This is a genomic window from Streptococcus mitis ATCC 6249 (assembly GCF_000146585.1).
Classification (GTDB): Bacteria; Bacillota; Bacilli; order Lactobacillales; family Streptococcaceae; genus Streptococcus; species Streptococcus mitis_AZ.
The window spans coordinates 817,395-837,221 of sequence record NZ_GL397179.1; the positions used below are offsets into that span (position 1 = coordinate 817,395).

The following is a 19,827-nucleotide window of genomic DNA, read 5'->3' on the forward strand; positions in this document are numbered from 1 at the left end:
GATTAAGAAATGACTGAAAATCGTTATGAACTAAATAAAAACTTGGCGCAGATGCTCAAGGGCGGTGTTATCATGGATGTGCAGAACCCTGAACAGGCTCGTATCGCAGAGGCTGCTGGTGCGGCAGCTGTCATGGCCTTGGAGCGAATTCCAGCTGATATTCGTGCAGCTGGTGGAGTTTCCCGCATGAGTGATCCAAAGATGATTAAGGAAATCCAAGAAGCAGTCAGCATTCCAGTGATGGCCAAGGTTAGAATTGGACATTTTGTAGAAGCTCAGATTTTAGAGGCCATTGAGATCGACTATATCGATGAGAGTGAAGTGCTTTCTCCAGCTGACGACCGTTTCCATGTGGATAAGAAAGAATTCCAAGTTCCTTTTGTCTGTGGAGCTAAGGACTTGGGAGAAGCCTTGCGTCGTATCGCGGAAGGGGCTTCCATGATTCGTACTAAAGGAGAACCAGGGACAGGCGATATTGTTCAAGCTGTTCGCCATATGCGTATAATGAATCAGGAAATTCGCCGCATTCAAAACCTACGTGAGGATGAGCTCTATGTTGCTGCCAAAGACTTGCAAGTCCCTGTTGAATTGGTTCAGTATGTCCATGAACATGGAAAATTGCCAGTTGTAAACTTTGCAGCTGGAGGCGTTGCAACGCCAGCAGATGCTGCTCTTATGATGCAGCTTGGTGCAGAAGGCGTCTTTGTTGGCTCAGGGATTTTCAAATCAGGTGATCCTGTTAAACGAGCAAGTGCTATTGTTAAAGCCGTAACCAACTATCAAAATCCTCAAATTCTGGCTCAAATCTCTGAAGATCTAGGGGAAGCCATGGTTGGTATCAATGAGAATGAAATCCAAATTCTCATGGCTGAGCGAGGAAAATAGATGGAAATCGGAATATTAGCCTTGCAAGGTGCTTTTGAAGAACATGCAAAAGTGTTAGAAAACTTAGGTGTTGTTAGTGTTGAAATCAGAAATTTAGATGATTTTCAACAGCATCAGTGTGACTTGTCCGGTTTGATATTGCCTGGTGGGGAATCTACAACCATGGGCAAACTCTTGCGTGACCAGCAGATGTTGATTCCAATCCGAGAAGCTATTTTATCTGGACTTCCAGTTTTTGGTACTTGCGCGGGCTTGATTTTGCTGGCTAAGGAAATCACTTCTCAGGAAGAAAGTCATCTTGGAACCATGGATATAGTGGTTGAGCGCAATGCTTATGGGCGCCAACTAGGAAGCTTCTATACAGAGGCAGAATGTAAGGGAGTTGGCAAGATTCCAATGACCTTTATCCGCGGACCAATTATCAGTAGTCTTGGAGAGGGTGTTGAAATCCTAGCAACCCTAGACGACCAAATCGTTGCAGCTCAAGAAAAAAATATGCTGGTGACCTCTTTTCATCCTGAGTTAACAGATGATGTTCGCTTGCACCAGTATTTTATTAATATGTGTAAAGAAAAAAGTTGAGAAAAGATTCTCAACTTTTTTACATGTAATAAACAATCGCGATGTATTGGAGTGCAGATGCTGCTAGGATAAAGAGATGCCAAATCATGTGAAAATAAGGTTTTTTCTTAGCGTAAAATCCAGCTCCAACTGTATAACAGAGTCCGCCAGTTACCATGAGACTCCAGAAAATTGGCGTTGTTTGACTGATAATGGCAGGAATGATAGCTAGAACCAACCAGCCCATAATCAGGTAAAGGGCAAGGCTGAATTTCTCATTAACCTTTTTAGCAAAGATTTTATAGAGAATGCCAAAGATGGTCGTTCCCCATTGAATGGCAATGATCAGATACCCAAACCAGTTATTCATCAAAGTTAATACGACTGGCGTATAAGAGCCTGCGATAGCCACATAAATCATAGAATGGTCGATGATTCGCAAGACGTATTTGTGGGTCGAACCATAGGCCATAGAGTGGTAAATGGTTGACGAGAGGAACATGAGAAACAGACTGATAACAAAGATAGAAACACCAAAAGATGATAAAAATCCGTGTGCTTCATAACTATAGGTGGATGAAATGGGGAGTAAGATGAGCATAATAACCGCACCCACAGCATGGGTCACGCTATTGGCGATTTCTTCTCCAAAACTGAGTTTTTTACTGAGTTTTAGACTGGTATTCATTGGATTTCCTCCTCTTCTTTGCTAAGGATTAAGTCTAGAGTTTGATGGTAGAGTTTAACCGTCTGGCAGCTGGTTTGGATAATAGGATTTTCTGGATCAATCCCATGGTTCATGTAATCTACAAAAGCGTCGTAGAGCTGGTCTGAGCTCGCTTGAGTTTGTAGACTATTCAGTGTCTGAGCGATTTCTTGGATTGAAAAGACAGATTTGAGAGTGGTGATGGCAATCAAACGGGCAATCTGTTTGCGTTGGTATTTCTTCTTGTCAGGCTTTGTCAGGTAACCATGTTTGACATAGTTATTGACCATGGATGCGGTCAAGCCCTTTTCTTTATCCGGAGAGATAGGGGCACAGACTTGATTGACATAAAGCAAAACCTGATCCAGATAGAGGTCAATGTTTGGAATGTCTTCCCATTTTGGGTAGGAAAAGATAGAATTCATTTCCAACTCCTTTTTATCTAGTTTCAATAACTAGATTATAAAATAATAAAAAATAAAAGTCAAGTTTCAACTGCTTGTAGAAAGCTTTAAATTATGCTATGATGAGAGAAACTAGTTAGAAATGAGGGGAAGAGATGGAGATTCGTTTAGCTTTTCCAAACGAAGTAGATGCGATTATGCAGGTGATGGAGGATGCCAAAAAGTGTTTAGCCAAGTCTGGTAGTGACCAGTGGCAAAATGACTATCCAAATGCCGACATCATTATTGATGATATCATCTCAGGTCAAGCCTATGTGGCCTTGGAAGAGGGAGAACTGTTAGCCTATGCTGCTGTGACCAAGAGCCCAGAGGAAGCCTATGAAGCCATTTATGAAGGAAGTTGGCAGGGGGGAGAGTCAGAATATCTGGTCTTTCACCGTATCGCTGTGGCAGCAGATGTACAAGGGCAGGGAGTTGCTCAAACTTTCCTAGAAGGCTTGATTGAAGGATTTGATTACCTAGATTTTCGTTCAGATACGCATGCAGAAAACAAGGCCATGCAGCATATCTTTGAAAAACTTGGATTCAGTCAGGTCGGAAAAGTTCCAGTTGATGGAGAACGTTTGGCCTATCAAAAATTAAAAAAATGATACAAAAAAAATACGCAAAAATGCTGCACCCATCGCCAATTGGAACCTTGTCCCTGGTTGCTGACGAGCAATATCTGTATGGAATTTGGGTGCAGGACCAAACTCATTTTGAGAGAGGTTTGGTAGCTGAACATATAGAAGAGGTTGCCAGACATCCGATATTGGATCAAATTGTTTCCCATTTAGATGTTTACTTTGATGGGCAAGCCCAGGATTTGTCAAAACTACCCTTGGCTCCAATTGGGACGGATTTTGAAAAGCGGATCTGGGCCTACTTACAGAGCATTCCTTATGGTCAAACAGTGACTTACGGTCAAATAGCTCAAGACTTGCAGGTGAATTCTGCCCAAGCTATTGGCGGAGCAGTGGGGCGTAATCCCTGGTCCATCCTCGTCCCCTGTCATCGAGTGCTGGGTGCAGGCAATCGTCTGACAGGCTATGCTTCTGGAGTCGAAAAGAAAGCCTGGCTCTTGCAGCGTGAAGGTGCGGTTTTTCAAGAAAATAAAGAATAGAAAGAAAAAAGATGTTAGAATTTATCGAATACCCAAAATGTTCAACTTGTAAGAAAGCAAAAAATGAATTGGATCAACTTGGACTGGAATACCAAGATGTTCACATCGTAGAAGAAACCCCAAGTGAAGACGTGATTTTGAACTGGTTGGAAACTTCCGGTTTTGAAGTGAAACAATTTTTCAATACCAGCGGGATCAAATATCGTGAACTGGGCCTGAAAGATAAGGTGGGAAGCTTGTCAAAGCAAGAAGCAGCCAAGCTTCTGGCTAGTGAGGGCATGTTGTTAAAACGCCCAATCTTAGTGGAAAATGGTGCTGTTAAGCAAATCGGCTATAGAAAATCTTACGGGGAACTGGGCTTAAAATAGTTTTTATCTATCTCCTTGATAGGTAAAATATATAGCTTCCCTGTTTTAAAGTGTGATAAACTAGAAGGTAGACAAAGTCTGCTTTACCCGTAGCAAATAATTTGCTTGTGAGCAGAAGTATGGTAGAATGAATCATTATCAGGAGAGGATGTTTTTATGATTGTTACAACACTTTTAGCATCAGATTGGTACCAGAGCTTGATGCAGCTGATTCCAGACGGTAAGCTCTTTAGCTTGCGTTCGGTTTTTGATGGGATTCCAAGAATTGTCCAACAACTTCCCACAACTATCATGTTGACGCTTAGTGGTGCGATTTTTGGTTTGGTGCTAGCCTTAGTTTTTGCCATTGTTAAAATCAACCGTGTTAAGATTTTATATCCCTTACAGGCCTTTTTTGTCAGCTTTTTAAAAGGGACACCGATTTTGGTTCAGCTTATGTTGACCTACTACGGGATTCCACTTGCTCTGAAAGCCCTCAATCAACAATGGGGAACCAGCTTTAATATCAATGCGATTCCAGCAGCAACCTTTGCTATCGTAGCATTTGCCTTTAATGAGGCGGCTTATGCCAGCGAAACCATTCGTGCAGCCATCCTTTCTGTCAATCCTGGTGAGATTGAAGCGGCACGCAGTCTGGGAATGACCCGTGCGCAAGTTTATCGTCGTGTCATTATTCCTAATGCAGCGGTGGTAGCTACTCCAACCTTGATCAATTCCCTCATCGGTTTGACCAAGGGAACTTCTCTAGCCTTTAGTGCGGGTGTAGTCGAAGTTTTTGCCCAAGCTCAGATTTTGGGTGGAGCCGATTATCGTTACTTTGAGCGATTCATCTCTGTAGCCCTTGTTTACTGGGTAGTCAATATCGGAATTGAAAGCCTCGGTCGTTTTATCGAGAAGAAAATGCAAATTTCAGCGCCGGATACAGTAACTACAGATGTGAAAGGAGACCTACGTTAATGATTAAGATTTCGAATTTAAGCAAATCCTTTTCAGGTCAGACTGTCCTGGATCATCTGGACTTGGATATCCAAAAGGGAGAAGTTGTAGCCTTGATTGGTTCATCTGGAGCAGGGAAATCAACTTTCTTGCGTAGCCTCAACTATCTTGAAACACCAGAGAGCGGATCCATCCAGATTGACAATTTTACAGTTGATTTTTCTCGGATTAGCCAAGAGGAGATTCTAACCCTTCGTCGCAAGTTGTCCATGGTTTTCCAACAGTTCAACTTATTTGAACGCCGAACAGCCCTTGACAATGTCAAGGAAGGCTTGGTTGTTGTTAAGAAATTATCAGATGAGGAAGCAACCAAAATCGCCAAGGAAGAGTTGGCTAAGGTCGGTCTTTCTGATAAGGAGCAACATTACCCTCGCCATTTGTCAGGTGGGCAAAAGCAACGGGTTGCCCTAGCGCGTGCCCTCGCTATGAAACCAGACGTCTTGCTCTTGGACGAACCAACATCAGCTCTTGATCCAGAATTGGTCGGAGAAGTGGAAAAATCTATTGCAGATGCCGCTAAGTCTGGTCAGACCATGATTTTGGTTAGTCACGATATGTCTTTTGTAGCCCAAGTGGCAGATAAGATTTTGTTCCTAGATAAGGGGAAAATCATCGAGTCAGGCACACCGGATGACATCATCAATCATCCGAAAGAAGAACGGACAAAAGAATTCTTCGCTAGTTACAAACGGACTTATATTTGATATAATAGTAAAAGGAAAACTCAGTTAGTTGGACTAGCTGAGTTTACTCTTTAAAAAAGATAGAAACGAGAGAGATCATGCTGCTGCAACTATTTTCTTTATATTTCGAGAGTTTGATCTTAACGACCATTCTCGTCGTGATTTCTTTAGGGATTTGGATTGGATTGCGAGCTATGTCTGGTGTGGACAAGACAGCTAAGGCCCGTCAAGCCCATCTCTATGATATGATTATGATTGGGGTTTTGGTGATTCCAGTATTATCCTTTGCCGTCATGAGTCTCATTTTAGTTTTCAGAGCATAATGCTTGCTAAATAAACTTCAAACAGTTAGAATAAAGATAGTTACAACAAGAAAGAAGGAATCGAAATGTACGATACAATTATTATTGGTGCTGGACCTGGGGGAATGACAGCTGCCTTATATGCAGCTCGAAGCAATCTGAAAGTGGCTTTGATTGAAGGTGGTCTGCCAGGTGGGCAAATGAACAACACATCCGACATCGAAAACTATCCTGGATATGCCAATATTAGTGGACCTGAATTGGCAGAGAAGATGTTTGAACCTCTTGAAAATCTTGGGGTAGAGCACCTTTATGGATTTGTTGAAAAGATTGAAGATCATGCTGACTATAAGAAGGTCATCACTGATGACCAAGTTTATGAAACCCGTACTGTCATCGTGGCAACTGGGTCAAAACACCGTCTCTTGGGAGTTCCTGGAGAAGAAGAACTAAATAGCCGAGGCGTTTCCTATTGTGCGGTCTGTGATGGAGCTTTCTTCCGTGACCAAGACTTGCTTGTAGTAGGTGGTGGAGATTCAGCGGTAGAAGAAGCTCTATTTTTGACTCGCTTTGCCAAGACTGTTACCATTGTTCACCGTCGAGATGAACTTCGTGCCCAAAAGGTTTTGCAAGACCGTGCCTTTGCAAATGAAAAAGTCAACTTTATCTGGGACTCTGTAGTTAAGGAAATCAAAGGTGATAACAGAGTAGAGTCAGTTGTATTTGAAAATGTAAAAACTGGTCAAGTGACAGAGCAAGCCTTTGGAGGTGTCTTTATCTATGTTGGTTTGGATCCTGTTAGTGATTTTGTTAAGGATTTGAATATCCAAGACCAGGCAGGCTGGATCGTGACAGACAATCACATGAAAACTAGCGTTGATGGCATCTTTGCGGTTGGGGATGTTCGCCAAAAAGACCTTCGCCAAGTCACAACAGCAGTTGGAGATGGGGCGATTGCTGGTCAAGAAGCTTACAAGTTTATCACTGAACATAGTTAAGAAAAAAAGTTTCCAATCTTTTGATTGGAAACTTTTTTATAGTCGGTTTCGGAAAACTTCGTACATGAGAATGGCTGCAGCCACACTGGCATTGAGACTCTGAACATGTCCATTCATGGGAATGGTAATCATCTCATCAACCTGCTTTTTGATGTTGCTAGAGATGCCTTTTCCTTCATTTCCGATGATGAGGGCGATTTTCCCTTTTGTATTCCACTTGTGGCAAGGAGTACCGTTCATATCCGTTCCGAAGGTCCAGAACCCTTCATCCTTGAGTTTATCTAAGGTTTGACTGAGGTTGGTCACTCGAGCAATCGGTACATGCTCAATAGCTCCTGTAGCCGTTTTGGCAACGACAGGAGTCACTCCGACAGCACGGTGCTTGGGAATGATGACGCCTGAAACATTGGTCGCGTCAGCAGTTCTCAAGATAGAACCTAAGTTGTGAGGGTCAGTTAACCCGTCCAGAATCAATAGCAAAGGATTTTCTTCTTGACGCGTTTTGGCAAGAATGTGATCTAGCTCGCTATAGGCAAATTCAGAAACTCGAAGGACAAATCCTTGATGGACAGCGCCTTCGGTCATTTCAGAGAGGGATTTTTTTGAGGTCCAAGAGATGGAGACTTTTTTCTCAGCAGCTAGCTCCTTGACTTTCTCAACATTCTTACCTCTTATATCTTCTTGGAGGTAGAGTTTGTTTCCAGTGTTTGCAAGTAGGGCTTCAGTAACGGCATGGACGCCATAGACAATATCATTTGTTTTCATGCCTCTATTATAACACAAAACCCCGTCTTGCAACGGGATTTTCTTTATTCCAGAATCAGTAAACCATCTTTAACTGCAAATGGGTCTTTTTCATTGATACGATCGTAAAACATGATTCCATTTATATGATCAATTTCATGTTGGACAACGATGGAGTTGTAACCTTTGAGCTTGATGCGGTGTTTTTCGCCGTCCTTGTCAAAGTAATCAACAGTGACACGGGCATGGCGGACAACATAGCCTGGTACGTTACGGTCAACAGATAGGCAACCTTCTCCTTCGCCAAGGGCAGCATTCTGAACAGAGTGGGATACGATTTTCGGATTGTACATAATGGCTTGCAAATCGTAGGCTTCCTCTGGAGTTTCACCTTCTTCCACAATATTTGGCACTAAAACAGCGATAATGCGTTTTGAGATATCCAGCTGGGGAGCAGCAAGGCCAACACCACCACGAAGTCCCATTTTCTCAGCCATAACAGGATCCTGAGAATGTTTGAGGAATTGCATCATTTTTTCGCCAAGGATGATATCTTGATCACTCAATGGAAAAGTCACTTCCTCAGCAACCGCACGTAGAGTTGGATTTCCCTCACGGATAATATCATTCATATCAATCAAATGAGCAGCTTTTGTAATACGTTCTATAGCAGACATTTTCTCTCCTTTCATTACCTCTACATGATAACACAAAATAGATCAGAAAGAAAGTCACAGAAGTTGCTAAAAAATAATATAATAAACGGTATTCCTCTTTTGGCTGTGGTATAATAAAAGAAAAGACTTGCAAAAGAGAGCAAGGGAGAATACAGATGGAAAAGCGACAAAATAGACGGTCTCATGGACCTATTGATGGATTGTTGGAGAGAAGTATTGGTTTCTTTCGGAATTATAAGTCCTGGACCAATGCCCAGTTTATTATTGTGTTATTGCTTGCAGTTGCCTTGTCCATGGGGGGGAACTTATTAGTTCGAGCAGTACAAGGTAGTAAGGGAACGAGTCCTAGTAGTCAAACTCTTGATTCTGCAAGTACTTCCAGTCAATCCAAGGAAAATCAATCTGGTGAAACGACGGCACGTATCATGGCAAATGGTGACCTCCTCTATCATATCCCTATTTACCGAACAGCTCTTAAAGAAGATGGGACCTATGATTTTCATGAAAATTTTGAGTATGTAAAGCCCTGGCTCAAACAAGCGGACTTGGTAATTGGTGACTTTGAAGGAACTGTGAACAAGGACCACTATTTGGCAGGTTATCCTCTTTTTAATGCACCTGGAGAAGTCATGGACGCGATCAAGGATGCAGGCTACCAAGTTCTAGACTTGGCCCACAATCACATCCTAGATTCTCAGATAGAGGGAGTGATCTCAACAGCTCAAGCTATTGAAAAGGCAGGAATGACGCCCATCGGAGTTTACACAAAGGAACCAAGGGATAAGTCTCCCCTTGTTATTAAGGAAGTCAATGGTATCAAGGTAGCTCTCTTGGCTTATTCCTATGGCTTTAATGGCATTGAGCAGTATATCTCTCAAGAGGATTATAATCGCTATCTTTCTGACTTAGACGAAGAAAAGATGAAGGCGGAAATCGAGCGTGCCGAGAAAGAAGCGGATATCACTGTTGTTATGCCTCAGATGGGAATTGAGTACCAGTTGGAACCAACGGAAGAACAAAAGACACTGTACCACAAGATGATTGACTGGGGAGCCGATATTATCTTTGGAGGGCATCCTCACGTCGTTGAACCTGCCGAAACGATTGAAAAAGATGGTGACAAAAAACTGATTATCTATTCCATGGGAAATTTCCTTTCAAACCAGCGCATTGAAACCATGCAAGACGAGGGAAATGCCAAGTGGACAGAGCGTGGTGTTCTTATGGATGTGACCATTAAGAAAAAAGATGGAAAGACAAGGATTGAAACCGCCCAAGCGCATCCTACTTGGGTCAATCGGACACCCAAAGGGACTTACTCCTCAGAAGGATATCCTCTCTTCCTCTATCAGACCTATATCTTGGAGGACTTCATTGAAGGGGGACGTTACCGAGAGCGGTTGGATGAGACGACCAAGGAACGAATTGACACAGCCTATAAAGAAATGAATGAACATGTAGGGTTGAAGTGGTAGGTACTCGCCCTAAAGGAGACGAGATGACGATTAAATTAATTGCAACAGATATGGATGGAACCTTGCTGGATCCAAGAGGGCAACTGGACTTGCCACGTTTAGAAAAGATTTTAGACAAATTAGATGAACGAGGTATCCGTTTTGTCATTGCAACGGGGAATGAAGTCCATCGAATGAGGCAATTATTAGAACACTTGGCGAGTCGAGTAGTCCTGGTTGTTGCTAACGGTGCTCGGATATTTGAGTATGATACATTACTTCAGGCTCAGACTTGGGATGATGCTATGGTTGACAAGGCTCTCCTTCATTTTAAAGGGAGAGAGTGTCGTGATCAGTTCGTCGTCACTAGTATGAACGGGAGTTTTGTCAAGGAAGGAACGGTTTTTACAGACCTGGAAAAATTTATGACTCCAGAGATGATTGAAAAACTTTACCAAAGGACCAATTTTGTGGATGAGCTAAACTCAGACCTCTTTGGAGGAGTCCTAAAGATGAGCATGGTCGTTGGTGAGGAACGCTCTAGTTCAGTTTTGCAGGAAATCAATGACCTCTTTGATGGTCGTGTAAGAGCTGTTTCTAGCGGTTATGGCTGTATCGATATCCTGCAAGCTGGGGTTCACAAGGCTTGGGGATTGGAAGAATTACTCAAGCGCTGGGATTTGACATCGGAACAAATCATGGCTTTTGGTGATAGCGAAAATGATGTTGAGATGTTGGAGATGGCTGGAATTGCCTATGCTATGGAAAATGCTGATGATGAGGCCAAGGCAGTTGCAACTGCCCTAGCTCCAGCTAACAGCCAAGGGGGCGTTTATCAGGTCCTAGAAAATTGGTTAGAGAAAGAGGGATAAGGTGGCAGTACAGTTATTAGAAAATTGGCTCCTAAAAGAGCAAGCAAAAATTCAAACCAAGTATCGTGAACTCAATCAGATTTCTCTTTTAGAACCCGATATGATTTTTATCGGCGATTCGATTGTAGAATACTACCCTTTGCAAGAGTTACTCGGAACTGCCAAGACGATTGTTAATCGAGGCATCCGAGGTTACCAGACGGGGCTTCTACTAGACAATCTGGATGCCCATCTTTATGGTGATGCTGTCGATCAAATTGTTCTCTTAATTGGGACAAACGATATCGGAAAAGATATTCCCATGAATGAAGCCTTGGATAATCTTGAAGGTGTGATTCAATCGCTCAACCGAGATTATCCGCTGTCACAAATAAAGCTTGTTTCTATTCTGCCAGTCAATGAAGGAGAAGAATACAAGCAGACAGTATATATTCGTACCAATGAAAAAATCAGAGAATGGAATCAAGCCTATGAGGCTCTAGCCTCCGCCTATATGCAAGTAGATTTTCTACCAATTTATGATAGTTTGACAGATTCAGAAGGACAACTTCAATCAGCCTATACAACGGATGGTCTCCATCTGAGTGTAGCAGGTTATCAAGCTTTATCGCATGCTTTGAAAACGTATCTTTTCTAAAGAATTGGCTTGATTTTGCATTTTTTATGAAGATAGGTTATAATAGTTCTAACATCCTGGGGTCGTTACGGATTCGACAGGCATTATGAGGCATATTTTGCAACCCGTGTGGCGACGTAAACGCTCAGTTAAATATAACTGCAAAAAATAACACTTCTTACGCTCTAGCTGCCTAAAAACCAGCAGGCGTGACCCGATTTGGATTGCTCGTGTTCAATGACAGGTCTTATGATTAGCGAGATACGATCAAGCCTTGTCTAGTGGTTTGATAGGAGATTGATAGACTCGCAGTTCCTAGGCTTGAGTTATGTGTCGAGGAGCTGTTAAAACAATACATAACCTATGGTTGTAGACAAATATGTTGGCAGGTGTTTGGACGTGGGTTCGACTCCCACCGGCTCCATTGATAATTTACATTGTTTTGTAAATCTTTCTAAAACGTTGTTTTTACAACGTTTTTTATTTTATTCTTTGGTATTCTTTTGCAAAAAAAGAATACAACATTTTGTTGTATCCTAAATATTAAATCAAGTCCTGAATTTTCTTAAGTTTTTATCATATTTTCTGTTATAATTAAGGTGCCTTAAGAAAAATAATGAAAAAACTAAATGTTTTTCATATAGTTTTCATTGTTTTAATAGTTTAAAGTCAATCTTATTTTTCTCTAATAGAAAATAATGAAAAAGTAGGTTTAGAAAGAGGTAAGTATCTATGTCTTCTCATAAAAAAAGTGTCACTCTCTGAGATTAATCAATCTATCGATACTCCAAATAACAATCATTTCTGGCAAAATTTAAATGCCTTTTTAGGTCCGGGTGCTCTTGTCGCAGTTGGTTATATGGATCCAGGAAACTGGATTACCAGTGTAGTCGGTGGTGCTTCCTATAAGTATAGTCTCTTGTTTGTTATCTTGATTTCATCTCTCATTGCCATGCAACTTCAGCAGATGGCAGGAAAGCTTGGTATTGTAACCCAGATGGACCTGGCTCAAGCAACGGCTCATCATTCACCTAAATGGCTTCGTTATAGTCTATGGGTGATTTTAGAATTAGCCTTGATGGCGACAGATCTGGCAGAAGTTCTAGGTTCAGCGATTGCTCTCAATCTTCTCTTTAAGATTCCGATTATGATAGCAATTCTCTTGACCGTGTTGGATGTTTTTCTCTTATTGCTTCTGATGAAATTTGGCTTTAAGAAGATTGAAGCTATTGTGACAACACTGATTTTAACCATTCTAGCAATTTTTACCTATCTGGTAGCTTTGTCACATCCAAGCTTCCAAGGAATCGTTGAGGGTTATCTACCGAATGCAACCTTATTTGAAAGTCCCTTGCCAGGGCATGAAAGTCAATTAACCTTGGCACTAGGGATCGTGGGAGCAACGGTTATGCCCCATAACCTCTATTTGCATTCTTCCTTGTCACAAACTCGGAAAATCAATCACAAGGACAAGAATGATGTTCGAAAAGCCGTGCGCTTTATGACCTGGGATTCAAATCTCCAATTATCCTTGGCCTTTGTGGTTAACTCCCTTCTATTAATTCTCGGGGCGGCTCTCTTTTTCGGCCATGCATCTGAGATTTCTGCCTTCTCTCAAATGTATAATGCCTTGCAGGATTCTACTATTGCAGGAGCTATAGCTAGCTCGACCTTATCAACCTTGTTTGCCTTGGCTTTATTAGCCAGTGGTCAAAATTCGACAATTACGGGTACCTTGACTGGACAAATCGTTATGGAAGGTTTCTTGCATATGAGATTACCTCAATGGTTCATTCGTTTGGCAACTCGTCTCTTTGCCTTGTTGCCTGTCATGATTGTAGCGGTTCTGTTTGGTCATCAGGAAAAAACATTAGATCAGTTATTGGTTTATTCACAAGTCTTTCTTTCGATTGCTCTTCCATTTTCAATCTTCCCACTGATTTATCTAACTTCTAAGAAATCACTGATGGGAGAATTTACCAATGCCAAATGGAATACCATCCTTGGCTATATCGTTTCCATTATCTTAACAATTCTCAATGTGAAATTGTTATTTGATATTTTCTAAGAAATTCACCCGAGTTATAAAACAAGCATATAAGAAAAAAGATACCCAAGATTTCTTGGGTATCTTTTTTAAAATAAACGGAAGACATGGGATTCGAACCCACGCACGCTGTTACACGCCTACCGCGTTTCCAACACGGCCTCTTAAGCCTCTTGAGTAATCTTCCAATACTTACTCAAATAGTCTACCATAAAGCCACTTATCTTGCAATAAAAATGTTGGAAATAAGAAAAATGATAGAATTTGAAAGAAAATGACAAAAATTGCTTGACTTTGCCAGAAATTGTGCTAGAATAAATAGTGTAAACGATAACAGGAGGTGTTTTGGTGTTAAAAACAGAGAGAAAACAACTGATTTTAGAGGAACTTAATCAGCATCAAGTGGTTTCTTTAGAAAAGTTAGTTAGTTTGTTAGAGACTTCAGAATCAACGGTTCGAAGGGATTTAGATGAGTTAGAAGCAGAGAATAAGCTTCGTCGTGTGCATGGTGGAGCAGAATTGCCCCACTCCTTGCAGGAAGAAGAAACCATTCAAGAAAAATCTATCAAAAACCTTCAAGAAAAGAGATTGCTTGCTCAGAAAGCAGCATCTTTTATCAAGGAAAAAGATGTTATCTTTATCGATGCTGGAACAACAACTGCTTTTTTGATCAAGGAATTGGTTAATAAGGAGATCACCGTTGTGACCAACTCCATTCACCATGCAGTTCAGCTGGTTGAAAAGCAGATTCCAACTGTCATGGTTGGAGGTGGCGTCAAGATGACGACAGATGCTAGCATCGGGGGCGTTGCTCTTAACCAGATTAACCAATTGCACTTTGACCGTGCCTTTATCGGAATGAATGGTGTAGACGATGGTTATTATTCGACTCCTGATATGGAGGAGGGAGCTGTTAAGCGTGCTATTTTAGAGAATGCCAAACAGACCTACGTCTTGGTCGATTCGTCAAAGATTGGTCAAACTTGTTTTGCCAAGGTAGCACCACTCAAACGCGCTATCGTTATCACAAGTCAAGGGCATGAGCTCTTACAGGCTATTAAGGAGAAAACGGAGGTAATTGAAGTATGATTTATACAGTCACACTCAATCCATCCATTGACTATATCGTTCGCTTAGACAAAGTAGAAGTCGGCAGTGTCAATCGAATGGACAGTGATGATAAGTTTGCTGGTGGGAAAGGAATCAATGTCAGTCGTGTCTTGAAACGTTTGGGTATTCCCAATACAGCGACCGGATTTATTGGAGGCTTTACTGGTAAATTTATTACAGATACCCTTACAGAGGAAGAAATCGAAACTCGTTTTGTCCAAGTAGCTGAAGATACTCGTATCAATGTTAAGATTAAAGCCGACCAAGAAACTGAAATCAATGGGACAGGTCCAAATGTTGAGCCCGAACAACTTGAAGAGTTAAAAGCCATTCTTTCTAGTCTGACAGCAGATGATACGGTGGTGTTTGCGGGTTCAAGTGCTAAAAATCTAGGAAATGTTATCTACAAGGATTTGATTGCCTTGACCCGTCAGACTGGTGCGCAAGTCGTTTGTGACTTTGAAGGACAGACCTTGATTGATAGTTTGGACTACCAGCCACTATTGGTTAAACCAAACAATCACGAACTGGGAGCTATCTTTGGAGTGAAACTCGACAGTTTAGATGAAATCGAGAACTATGCTCGTCAGTTACTGGTCAAAGGAGCTCAAAACGTTATTATCTCCATGGCTGGGGACGGTGCACTTCTTGTCACATCTGAGGGAGCTTACTTTGCTAAACCCATCAAGGGAACAGTGAAAAATTCAGTGGGAGCTGGTGACTCTATGGTGGCTGGATTTACAGGTGAATTTGTCAAATCAAAAGACGCAATAGAAGCCTTCAAATGGGGAGTTGCTTGTGGTACAGCAACTACTTTCTCAGATGACTTGGCAACGGCAGAATTTATTAAAGAAACATATGAAAAAGTTGAGGTAGAAAAACGATGAAAATTCAAGACCTATTGAGAAAAGACGTTATGATGCTGGATTTGCAGGCAACTGAAAAAACTGCTGTCATTGAAGAGATGATTAAAAGTTTGGTAGATCACGGTTATGTGGCGGATTTTGAAACCTTTAAAGAAGGAATTTTGGCGCGTGAAGCTCTCACTTCCACTGGTTTGGGTGACGGAATTGCTATGCCTCACAGTAAGAACTCTGCTGTCAAAGAAGCAACCGTTCTCTTTGCTAAGTCAAACAAGGGTGTTGACTATGAAAGCTTGGATGGGCAACCTACCGACCTTTTCTTTATGATTGCGGCTCCAGAAGGTGCCAATGATACCCACTTGGCAGCCTTGGCAGAATTATCTCAATACTTGATGAAAGACGGTTTTGCTGACAAACTTCGTCAAGTAACATCAGCTGATCAAGTTATCGAACTTTTTGACCAAGCTTCAGAAAAAGCTGAGGAGCCTATCCCAGTACCTGCTAATGACTCTGGCGACTTTATCGTAGCTGTTACAGCTTGTACGACAGGGATTGCTCATACTTACATGGCCCAAGAAGCTCTTCAAAAAGTGGCTGCTGAAATGGGTGTTGGGATCAAGGTTGAAACCAACGGTGCTAGCGGTGTTGGGAATCAATTGACTGCAGAAGACATTCTCAAGGCTAAAGCTGTTATCATCGCAGCAGACAAGGCCGTTGAAATGGATCGTTTCGATGGCAAACCTTTGGTTAACCGTCCAGTTGCAGACGGTATCCGTAAGACAGAAGAGCTGATCAACTTGGCTCTTTCTGGAGATGCTGAAGTTTATCGTGCTGCTAATGGAGCAAAAGCTACAGCAGCATCTAATGAAAAACAAAGTATCGGTGGTGCTTTCTACAAACACTTGATGAGTGGTGTATCTCAAATGTTGCCATTCGTTATCGGTGGTGGTATCATGATTGCCCTTGCTTTCTTAATCGACGGAGCTTTTGGTGTGCCACAAGATAGCCTTGGCAATCTCGGATCCTACCATGAGCTAGCTTCAATGTTCATGAAAATCGGTGGCGCTGCCTTTGGCTTGATGCTCCCTGTCTTTGCAGGATACGTTGCCTACTCTATCGCTGAAAAACCAGGTTTGGTAGCAGGTTTTGTTGCTGGTGCAATAGCCAAAGAAGGTTTTGCCTTTGGTAAAATCCCTTATGCAGCAGGTGGTGAAGCAACTTCAACTCTTGCAGGTGTCTCATCTGGTTTCCTCGGTGCCCTTGTTGGTGGATTTATCGCAGGTGCCTTAGTTCTTGCTATTAAGAAATACGTTAAAGTTCCTCGTTCTCTTGAAGGTGCTAAGTCAATTCTTCTCTTGCCACTTCTTGGAACAATCTTAACGGGATTTGTTATGTTGGCTGTTAACATCCCGATGGCAGCAATCAACACTGCTATGAATGACTTCCTAGGCGGTCTTGGGGGAGGATCAGCTGTCCTTCTTGGTATCGTTCTTGGTGGTATGATGGCTGTCGATATGGGTGGACCTGTCAATAAAGCAGCCTATGTCTTTGGTACAGGTACGCTTGCAGCGACTGTTTCTTCAGGTGGTTCTGTAGCTATGGCAGCAGTTATGGCGGGAGGAATGGTTCCACCACTTGCTATCTTTGTCGCAACCCTTCTTTTCAAAGATAAATTTACCAAAGAAGAACGTAACTCTGGTTTGACAAACATCATCATGGGCTTGTCATTTATCACTGAGGGAGCAATTCCATTTGGTGCAGCTGACCCAGCTCGTGCGATCCCAAGCTTTATCCTTGGTTCAGCAGTAGCAGGAGGACTCGTTGGTCTTGCAGGTATCAAACTCATGGCACCACACGGAGGAATCTTCGTCATCGCTCTAACTTCAAATGCTCTTCTTTATCTTGCCTTTGTTTTGGTTGGTGCAATTGTAAGTGGTGTGGTTTATGGTTCCCTACGCAAACCACAAGCATAAAAAGTATTAGAATAGAAAGATTGTTACCATTTGGTGCAATCTTTTTCTCTGTTCGAAATGGCTGTGAAATATGGTATAATAGAAGAATGGCAAACAAGAATACTACAAAAACAAGACGGAGACAGTCTAAAGCAGAACTCGAAAGAAAACAGGCTATTCAGAGGATGTTGATTTCCTTAGGGATTGCCTTATTATTGATTATTGCAGCCCTCAAGCTTGGTGCGGCGGGTATCACTCTTTACAATCTCATTCGACTGGTGGTCGGAAGTTTGGCCTATGTGGCCATTGGTGCCCTCCTCATTTATCTTTTTCTATTTAAATGGATCCGTAAGCAAGAAGGACTTCTGTCAGGATTTCTCTGTATCTTCGCTGGCTTACTCTTAATTTTTGAGGCTTATCTTGTCTGGAAATTTGGTTTGGAGCAGGCAGTTCTAAAAGGGACCTTGTCTCAAGTTATGACGGACCTGACTGGCATGCGGGTGACTAGTTTTGCTGGTGGAGGCCTGCTTGGTGTCGGACTTTATATCCCCATTGCCTTTCTTTTTTCAAATATCGGATCGTACTTTATTGGGGTTCTCTTGATTTTAGTTGGGATTCTCCTGATTAGTCCTTGGTCTATTTATGATGTTGCAGCCTTTATTGGAGCGCTGTTCAGATCCTTCATGGAAAAACAGGAACAGAGAAAACAGGAACGCTTCATCAAGAGAGAAGAAGAGAAGGCTCGTCAAGAAGCTGAAGAAGCAGCCAGAATTCAGAGAGAACAAGAAGAGCAGGATGCACTACCGCTTCCTCCTGTAGATCCTGAAACTGGAGAAATCTTATCAGAAGTACCAGTCTACGATCTCCCCTCAATTCCTGAGGAAGAATGGATTGAACCGGAGATTATCCTTCCTCAAGCTGACTTTGAAGTTCCAGATGTGGAAGAAGACTTTGAGGATGAAGAGGTGCAGGTTGATTTTTCTGCCAAAGAAGCCCTTGAATACAAACTGCCAAGCTTGCAACTCTTTGCGCCAGATAAACCCAAAGATCAGTCCAAGGAAAAGAAGATTGTTCGAGAAAATATCAAAATCCTAGAAGAAACCTTTGCTAGCTTTGGTATCAAGGTGACGGTGGAACGGGCTGAAATTGGGCCATCAGTTACCAAGTATGAAGTCAAGCCAGCAGTTGGTGTACGGGTTAACCGCATTTCCAATCTGGCAGACGACTTAGCGCTGGCTCTGGCGGCCAAGGATGTTCGGATTGAGGCTCCGATCCCTGGTAAATCCTTAGTCGGAATTGAGGTCCCTAACTCTGAGATTGCGACCGTTTCCTTCCGTGAACTCTGGGAACAGTCTCAGACTAAACCAGAAAATCTCCTCGAAATTCCTCTAGGTAAGGCTGTCAATGGAACTGCTCGCACCTTTGACCTTTCCAAGATGCCCCACCTACTTGTTGCAGGTTCGACGGGATCAGGGAAATCAGTTGCAGTTAACGGTATTATCGCCAGCATTCTCATGAAAGCAAGACCAGATCAGGTCAAGTTTATGATGGTGGATCCAAAGATGGTTGAGTTATCCGTTTACAATGACATTCCTCACCTTTTGATTCCAGTTGTGACAAATCCACGCAAGGCCAGCAAGGCTCTGCAAAAGGTTGTGGATGAGATGGAAAATCGTTACGAACTCTTTGCTAAGGTTGGAGTACGAAATATCGCTGGTTACAATGCCAAGGTTGAGGAATTTAATAGCCAATCTGAGTACAAACAAGTACCGCTGCCTTTGATTGTTGTCATTGTAGATGAGTTGGCAGACCTCATGATGGTGGCTAGCAAGGAAGTAGAAGATGCCATCATTCGTCTCGGACAGAAGGCGCGTGCCGCAGGGATTCACATGATTCTCGCAACACAGCGCCCATCGGTTGATGTCATCTCTGGCCTTATCAAGGCCAATGTCCCATCTCGTGTGGCTTTTGCAGTTTCATCAGGTACAGATTCACGAACCATCTTGGATGAAAATGGAGCTGAAAAATTGCTTGGTCGAGGAGATATGCTCTTTAAACCAATTGATGAAAATCACCCAGTCCGTCTGCAAGGCTCCTTTATCTCGGATGATGATGTTGAACGTATCGTAAACTTCATCAAGGCTCAGGCTGATGCGGACTACGATGACAGCTTTGACCCAGGAGATGTTCCTGAAAATGAAGGAGATGTCTCTGATGGTGAAGCTGGTGGCGATCCGCTTTTTGAAGAAGCTAAGGCTTTGGTTATCGAAACCCAGAAAGCTAGCGCTTCGATGATTCAGCGTCGTTTGTCGGTTGGATTTAATCGTGCGACCCGCCTTATGGAAGAACTCGAAATGGCAGGTGTCATCGGTCCAGCTGAGGGAACCAAACCACGAAAAGTATTGCAACAATAAAAAAATAGCTTCT

The 19,827-nt window shown here is 42.4% G+C and carries 21 protein-coding genes, 1 tRNA gene and 1 other RNA gene; 18 read left to right on the forward strand and 5 right to left on the reverse strand.

Translation table 11 applies throughout. The features are described 5' to 3' along the window. Nucleotides 1-9 precede the first annotated feature (9 nt). Together pdxS and pdxT are read left to right on the forward strand one after the other, a co-directional pair. Nucleotides 10-885 carry a pyridoxal 5'-phosphate synthase lyase subunit PdxS gene (gene pdxS, locus HMPREF8571_RS05735; protein ID WP_000138512.1) on the forward strand — a complete coding sequence of 292 codons (876 nt, stop codon included), beginning with the start codon at nt 10-12 and terminating at the stop codon, nt 883-885. Continuing rightward, on the forward strand, nt 886-1,467 hold the full coding sequence (pdxT, locus tag HMPREF8571_RS05740) for a pyridoxal 5'-phosphate synthase glutaminase subunit PdxT (RefSeq protein ID WP_000402359.1): 582 nt from the start codon (nt 886-888) through the stop codon (nt 1,465-1,467). 19 nt (nt 1,468-1,486) lie between these two features. Here pdxT and trhA read toward each other — a convergent pair whose 3' ends face one another. Then, nucleotides 1,487-2,134: a PAQR family membrane homeostasis protein TrhA gene (trhA, locus tag HMPREF8571_RS05745; protein WP_001097972.1), complete on the reverse strand. Its 648-nt coding sequence runs from the start codon at nt 2,132-2,134 to the stop codon at nt 1,487-1,489. Then, the gene (locus tag HMPREF8571_RS05750; protein WP_001084368.1) at nt 2,131-2,577 is read right to left on the reverse strand and encodes a DUF1836 domain-containing protein; all 447 of its coding nucleotides are present in this window, start codon (nt 2,575-2,577) and stop codon (nt 2,131-2,133) included. The genes trhA and HMPREF8571_RS05750 overlap by 4 nt, the downstream gene beginning before the upstream one ends. Nucleotides 2,578-2,711: 134 nt before the next feature. On the opposite strand from HMPREF8571_RS05750, the gene HMPREF8571_RS05755 reads away from it, so the two are divergent. The 7 genes from HMPREF8571_RS05755 (at nt 2,712) to trxB (ending at nt 7,065) form a co-directional block, all read left to right on the forward strand. Next, nucleotides 2,712-3,206, forward strand: a complete 495-nt coding sequence (locus HMPREF8571_RS05755; protein WP_000405842.1) for a GNAT family N-acetyltransferase — start codon at nt 2,712-2,714, stop codon at nt 3,204-3,206. After that, nucleotides 3,203-3,718 (forward strand): methylated-DNA--[protein]-cysteine S-methyltransferase, encoded by a 516-nt coding sequence (locus tag HMPREF8571_RS05760; RefSeq protein WP_000615102.1) that lies wholly within the window; start codon nt 3,203-3,205, stop codon nt 3,716-3,718. Before HMPREF8571_RS05755 ends, HMPREF8571_RS05760 begins: the two co-directional genes overlap by 4 nt. Before the next feature lie 11 nt (nt 3,719-3,729). Beyond that, nucleotides 3,730-4,086 carry an arsenate reductase family protein gene (locus HMPREF8571_RS05765; protein ID WP_000889075.1) on the forward strand — a complete coding sequence of 119 codons (357 nt, stop codon included), beginning with the start codon at nt 3,730-3,732 and terminating at the stop codon, nt 4,084-4,086. Between the two features lie 156 nt (nt 4,087-4,242). Then, nucleotides 4,243-5,043 carry an amino acid ABC transporter permease gene (locus tag HMPREF8571_RS05770; protein WP_000637481.1) on the forward strand — a complete coding sequence of 267 codons (801 nt, stop codon included), beginning with the start codon at nt 4,243-4,245 and terminating at the stop codon, nt 5,041-5,043. Next, nucleotides 5,043-5,786 carry an amino acid ABC transporter ATP-binding protein gene (locus HMPREF8571_RS05775; protein ID WP_000590978.1) on the forward strand — a complete coding sequence of 248 codons (744 nt, stop codon included), beginning with the start codon at nt 5,043-5,045 and terminating at the stop codon, nt 5,784-5,786. The genes HMPREF8571_RS05770 and HMPREF8571_RS05775 overlap by 1 nt, the downstream gene beginning before the upstream one ends. Nucleotides 5,787-5,863: 77 nt before the next feature. Further along, nucleotides 5,864-6,088 (forward strand): DUF4059 family protein, encoded by a 225-nt coding sequence (locus HMPREF8571_RS05780; RefSeq protein ID WP_000926604.1) that lies wholly within the window; start codon nt 5,864-5,866, stop codon nt 6,086-6,088. Between the two features lie 65 nt (nt 6,089-6,153). Continuing rightward, nucleotides 6,154-7,065, forward strand: coding sequence for a thioredoxin-disulfide reductase (gene trxB, locus HMPREF8571_RS05785; RefSeq protein ID WP_000272339.1), 912 nt, complete (start codon nt 6,154-6,156; stop codon nt 7,063-7,065). A gap of 36 nt (nt 7,066-7,101) precedes the next feature. On the opposite strand, the gene rlmB is transcribed toward trxB, so the two are convergent. Together rlmB and def are read right to left on the reverse strand one after the other, a co-directional pair. Beyond that, nucleotides 7,102-7,830, reverse strand: coding sequence for a 23S rRNA (guanosine(2251)-2'-O)-methyltransferase RlmB (gene rlmB / locus HMPREF8571_RS05790; RefSeq protein WP_000855727.1), 729 nt, complete (start codon nt 7,828-7,830; stop codon nt 7,102-7,104). A 44-nt stretch (nt 7,831-7,874) separates the two neighbouring features. Then, nucleotides 7,875-8,486 (reverse strand): peptide deformylase, encoded by a 612-nt coding sequence (gene def / locus HMPREF8571_RS05795; RefSeq protein WP_001272948.1) that lies wholly within the window; start codon nt 8,484-8,486, stop codon nt 7,875-7,877. 155 nt (nt 8,487-8,641) lie between these two features. Here def and HMPREF8571_RS11090 point away from each other — a divergent pair, with 155 nt between their 5' ends. The 5 genes from HMPREF8571_RS11090 (at nt 8,642) to HMPREF8571_RS05820 (ending at nt 13,496) form a co-directional block, all read left to right on the forward strand. Then, nucleotides 8,642-9,961 (forward strand): CapA family protein, encoded by a 1,320-nt coding sequence (locus HMPREF8571_RS11090; RefSeq protein WP_000415554.1) that lies wholly within the window; start codon nt 8,642-8,644, stop codon nt 9,959-9,961. A gap of 23 nt (nt 9,962-9,984) precedes the next feature. Further along, the gene (locus tag HMPREF8571_RS05810; protein WP_000152908.1) at nt 9,985-10,812 is read left to right on the forward strand and encodes an HAD family hydrolase; all 828 of its coding nucleotides are present in this window, start codon (nt 9,985-9,987) and stop codon (nt 10,810-10,812) included. 1 nt (nt 10,813) lies between these two features. Further along, complete coding sequence (locus HMPREF8571_RS05815; RefSeq protein WP_000290623.1) at nt 10,814-11,449, forward strand: SGNH/GDSL hydrolase family protein; 636 nt, start codon at nt 10,814-10,816, stop codon at nt 11,447-11,449. A gap of 58 nt (nt 11,450-11,507) precedes the next feature. Next, nucleotides 11,508-11,855, forward strand: a transfer-messenger RNA (tmRNA) gene (ssrA, locus tag HMPREF8571_RS11095). Nucleotides 11,856-12,170: 315 nt separating this feature from the next. Further along, a complete protein-coding gene (locus HMPREF8571_RS05820) occupies nt 12,171-13,496 on the forward strand; it encodes an Nramp family divalent metal transporter (RefSeq protein WP_029689547.1) in 1,326 nt (441 codons plus the stop codon). 78 nt (nt 13,497-13,574) lie between these two features. Here the strand turns inward: HMPREF8571_RS05820 and HMPREF8571_RS05825 are convergent. Continuing rightward, nucleotides 13,575-13,662 (reverse strand) — tRNA-Ser (locus HMPREF8571_RS05825). Between the two features lie 161 nt (nt 13,663-13,823). On the opposite strand from HMPREF8571_RS05825, the gene HMPREF8571_RS05830 reads away from it, so the two are divergent. The 4 genes from HMPREF8571_RS05830 (at nt 13,824) to HMPREF8571_RS05845 (ending at nt 19,814) form a co-directional block, all read left to right on the forward strand. Next, nucleotides 13,824-14,564: a DeoR/GlpR family DNA-binding transcription regulator gene (locus HMPREF8571_RS05830; protein ID WP_000920675.1), complete on the forward strand. Its 741-nt coding sequence runs from the start codon at nt 13,824-13,826 to the stop codon at nt 14,562-14,564. Continuing rightward, on the forward strand, nt 14,561-15,472 hold the full coding sequence (pfkB, locus tag HMPREF8571_RS05835) for a 1-phosphofructokinase (RefSeq protein ID WP_000640772.1): 912 nt from the start codon (nt 14,561-14,563) through the stop codon (nt 15,470-15,472). Before HMPREF8571_RS05830 ends, pfkB begins: the two co-directional genes overlap by 4 nt. After that, the gene (locus HMPREF8571_RS05840) at nt 15,469-17,421 is read left to right on the forward strand and encodes a PTS fructose transporter subunit IIABC (RefSeq protein WP_000701481.1); all 1,953 of its coding nucleotides are present in this window, start codon (nt 15,469-15,471) and stop codon (nt 17,419-17,421) included. The genes pfkB and HMPREF8571_RS05840 overlap by 4 nt, the downstream gene beginning before the upstream one ends. Before the next feature lie 86 nt (nt 17,422-17,507). Continuing rightward, the gene (locus tag HMPREF8571_RS05845) at nt 17,508-19,814 is read left to right on the forward strand and encodes a DNA translocase FtsK (protein ID WP_001284603.1); all 2,307 of its coding nucleotides are present in this window, start codon (nt 17,508-17,510) and stop codon (nt 19,812-19,814) included. The last annotated feature ends 13 nt before the right edge of the window (nt 19,815-19,827 follow it).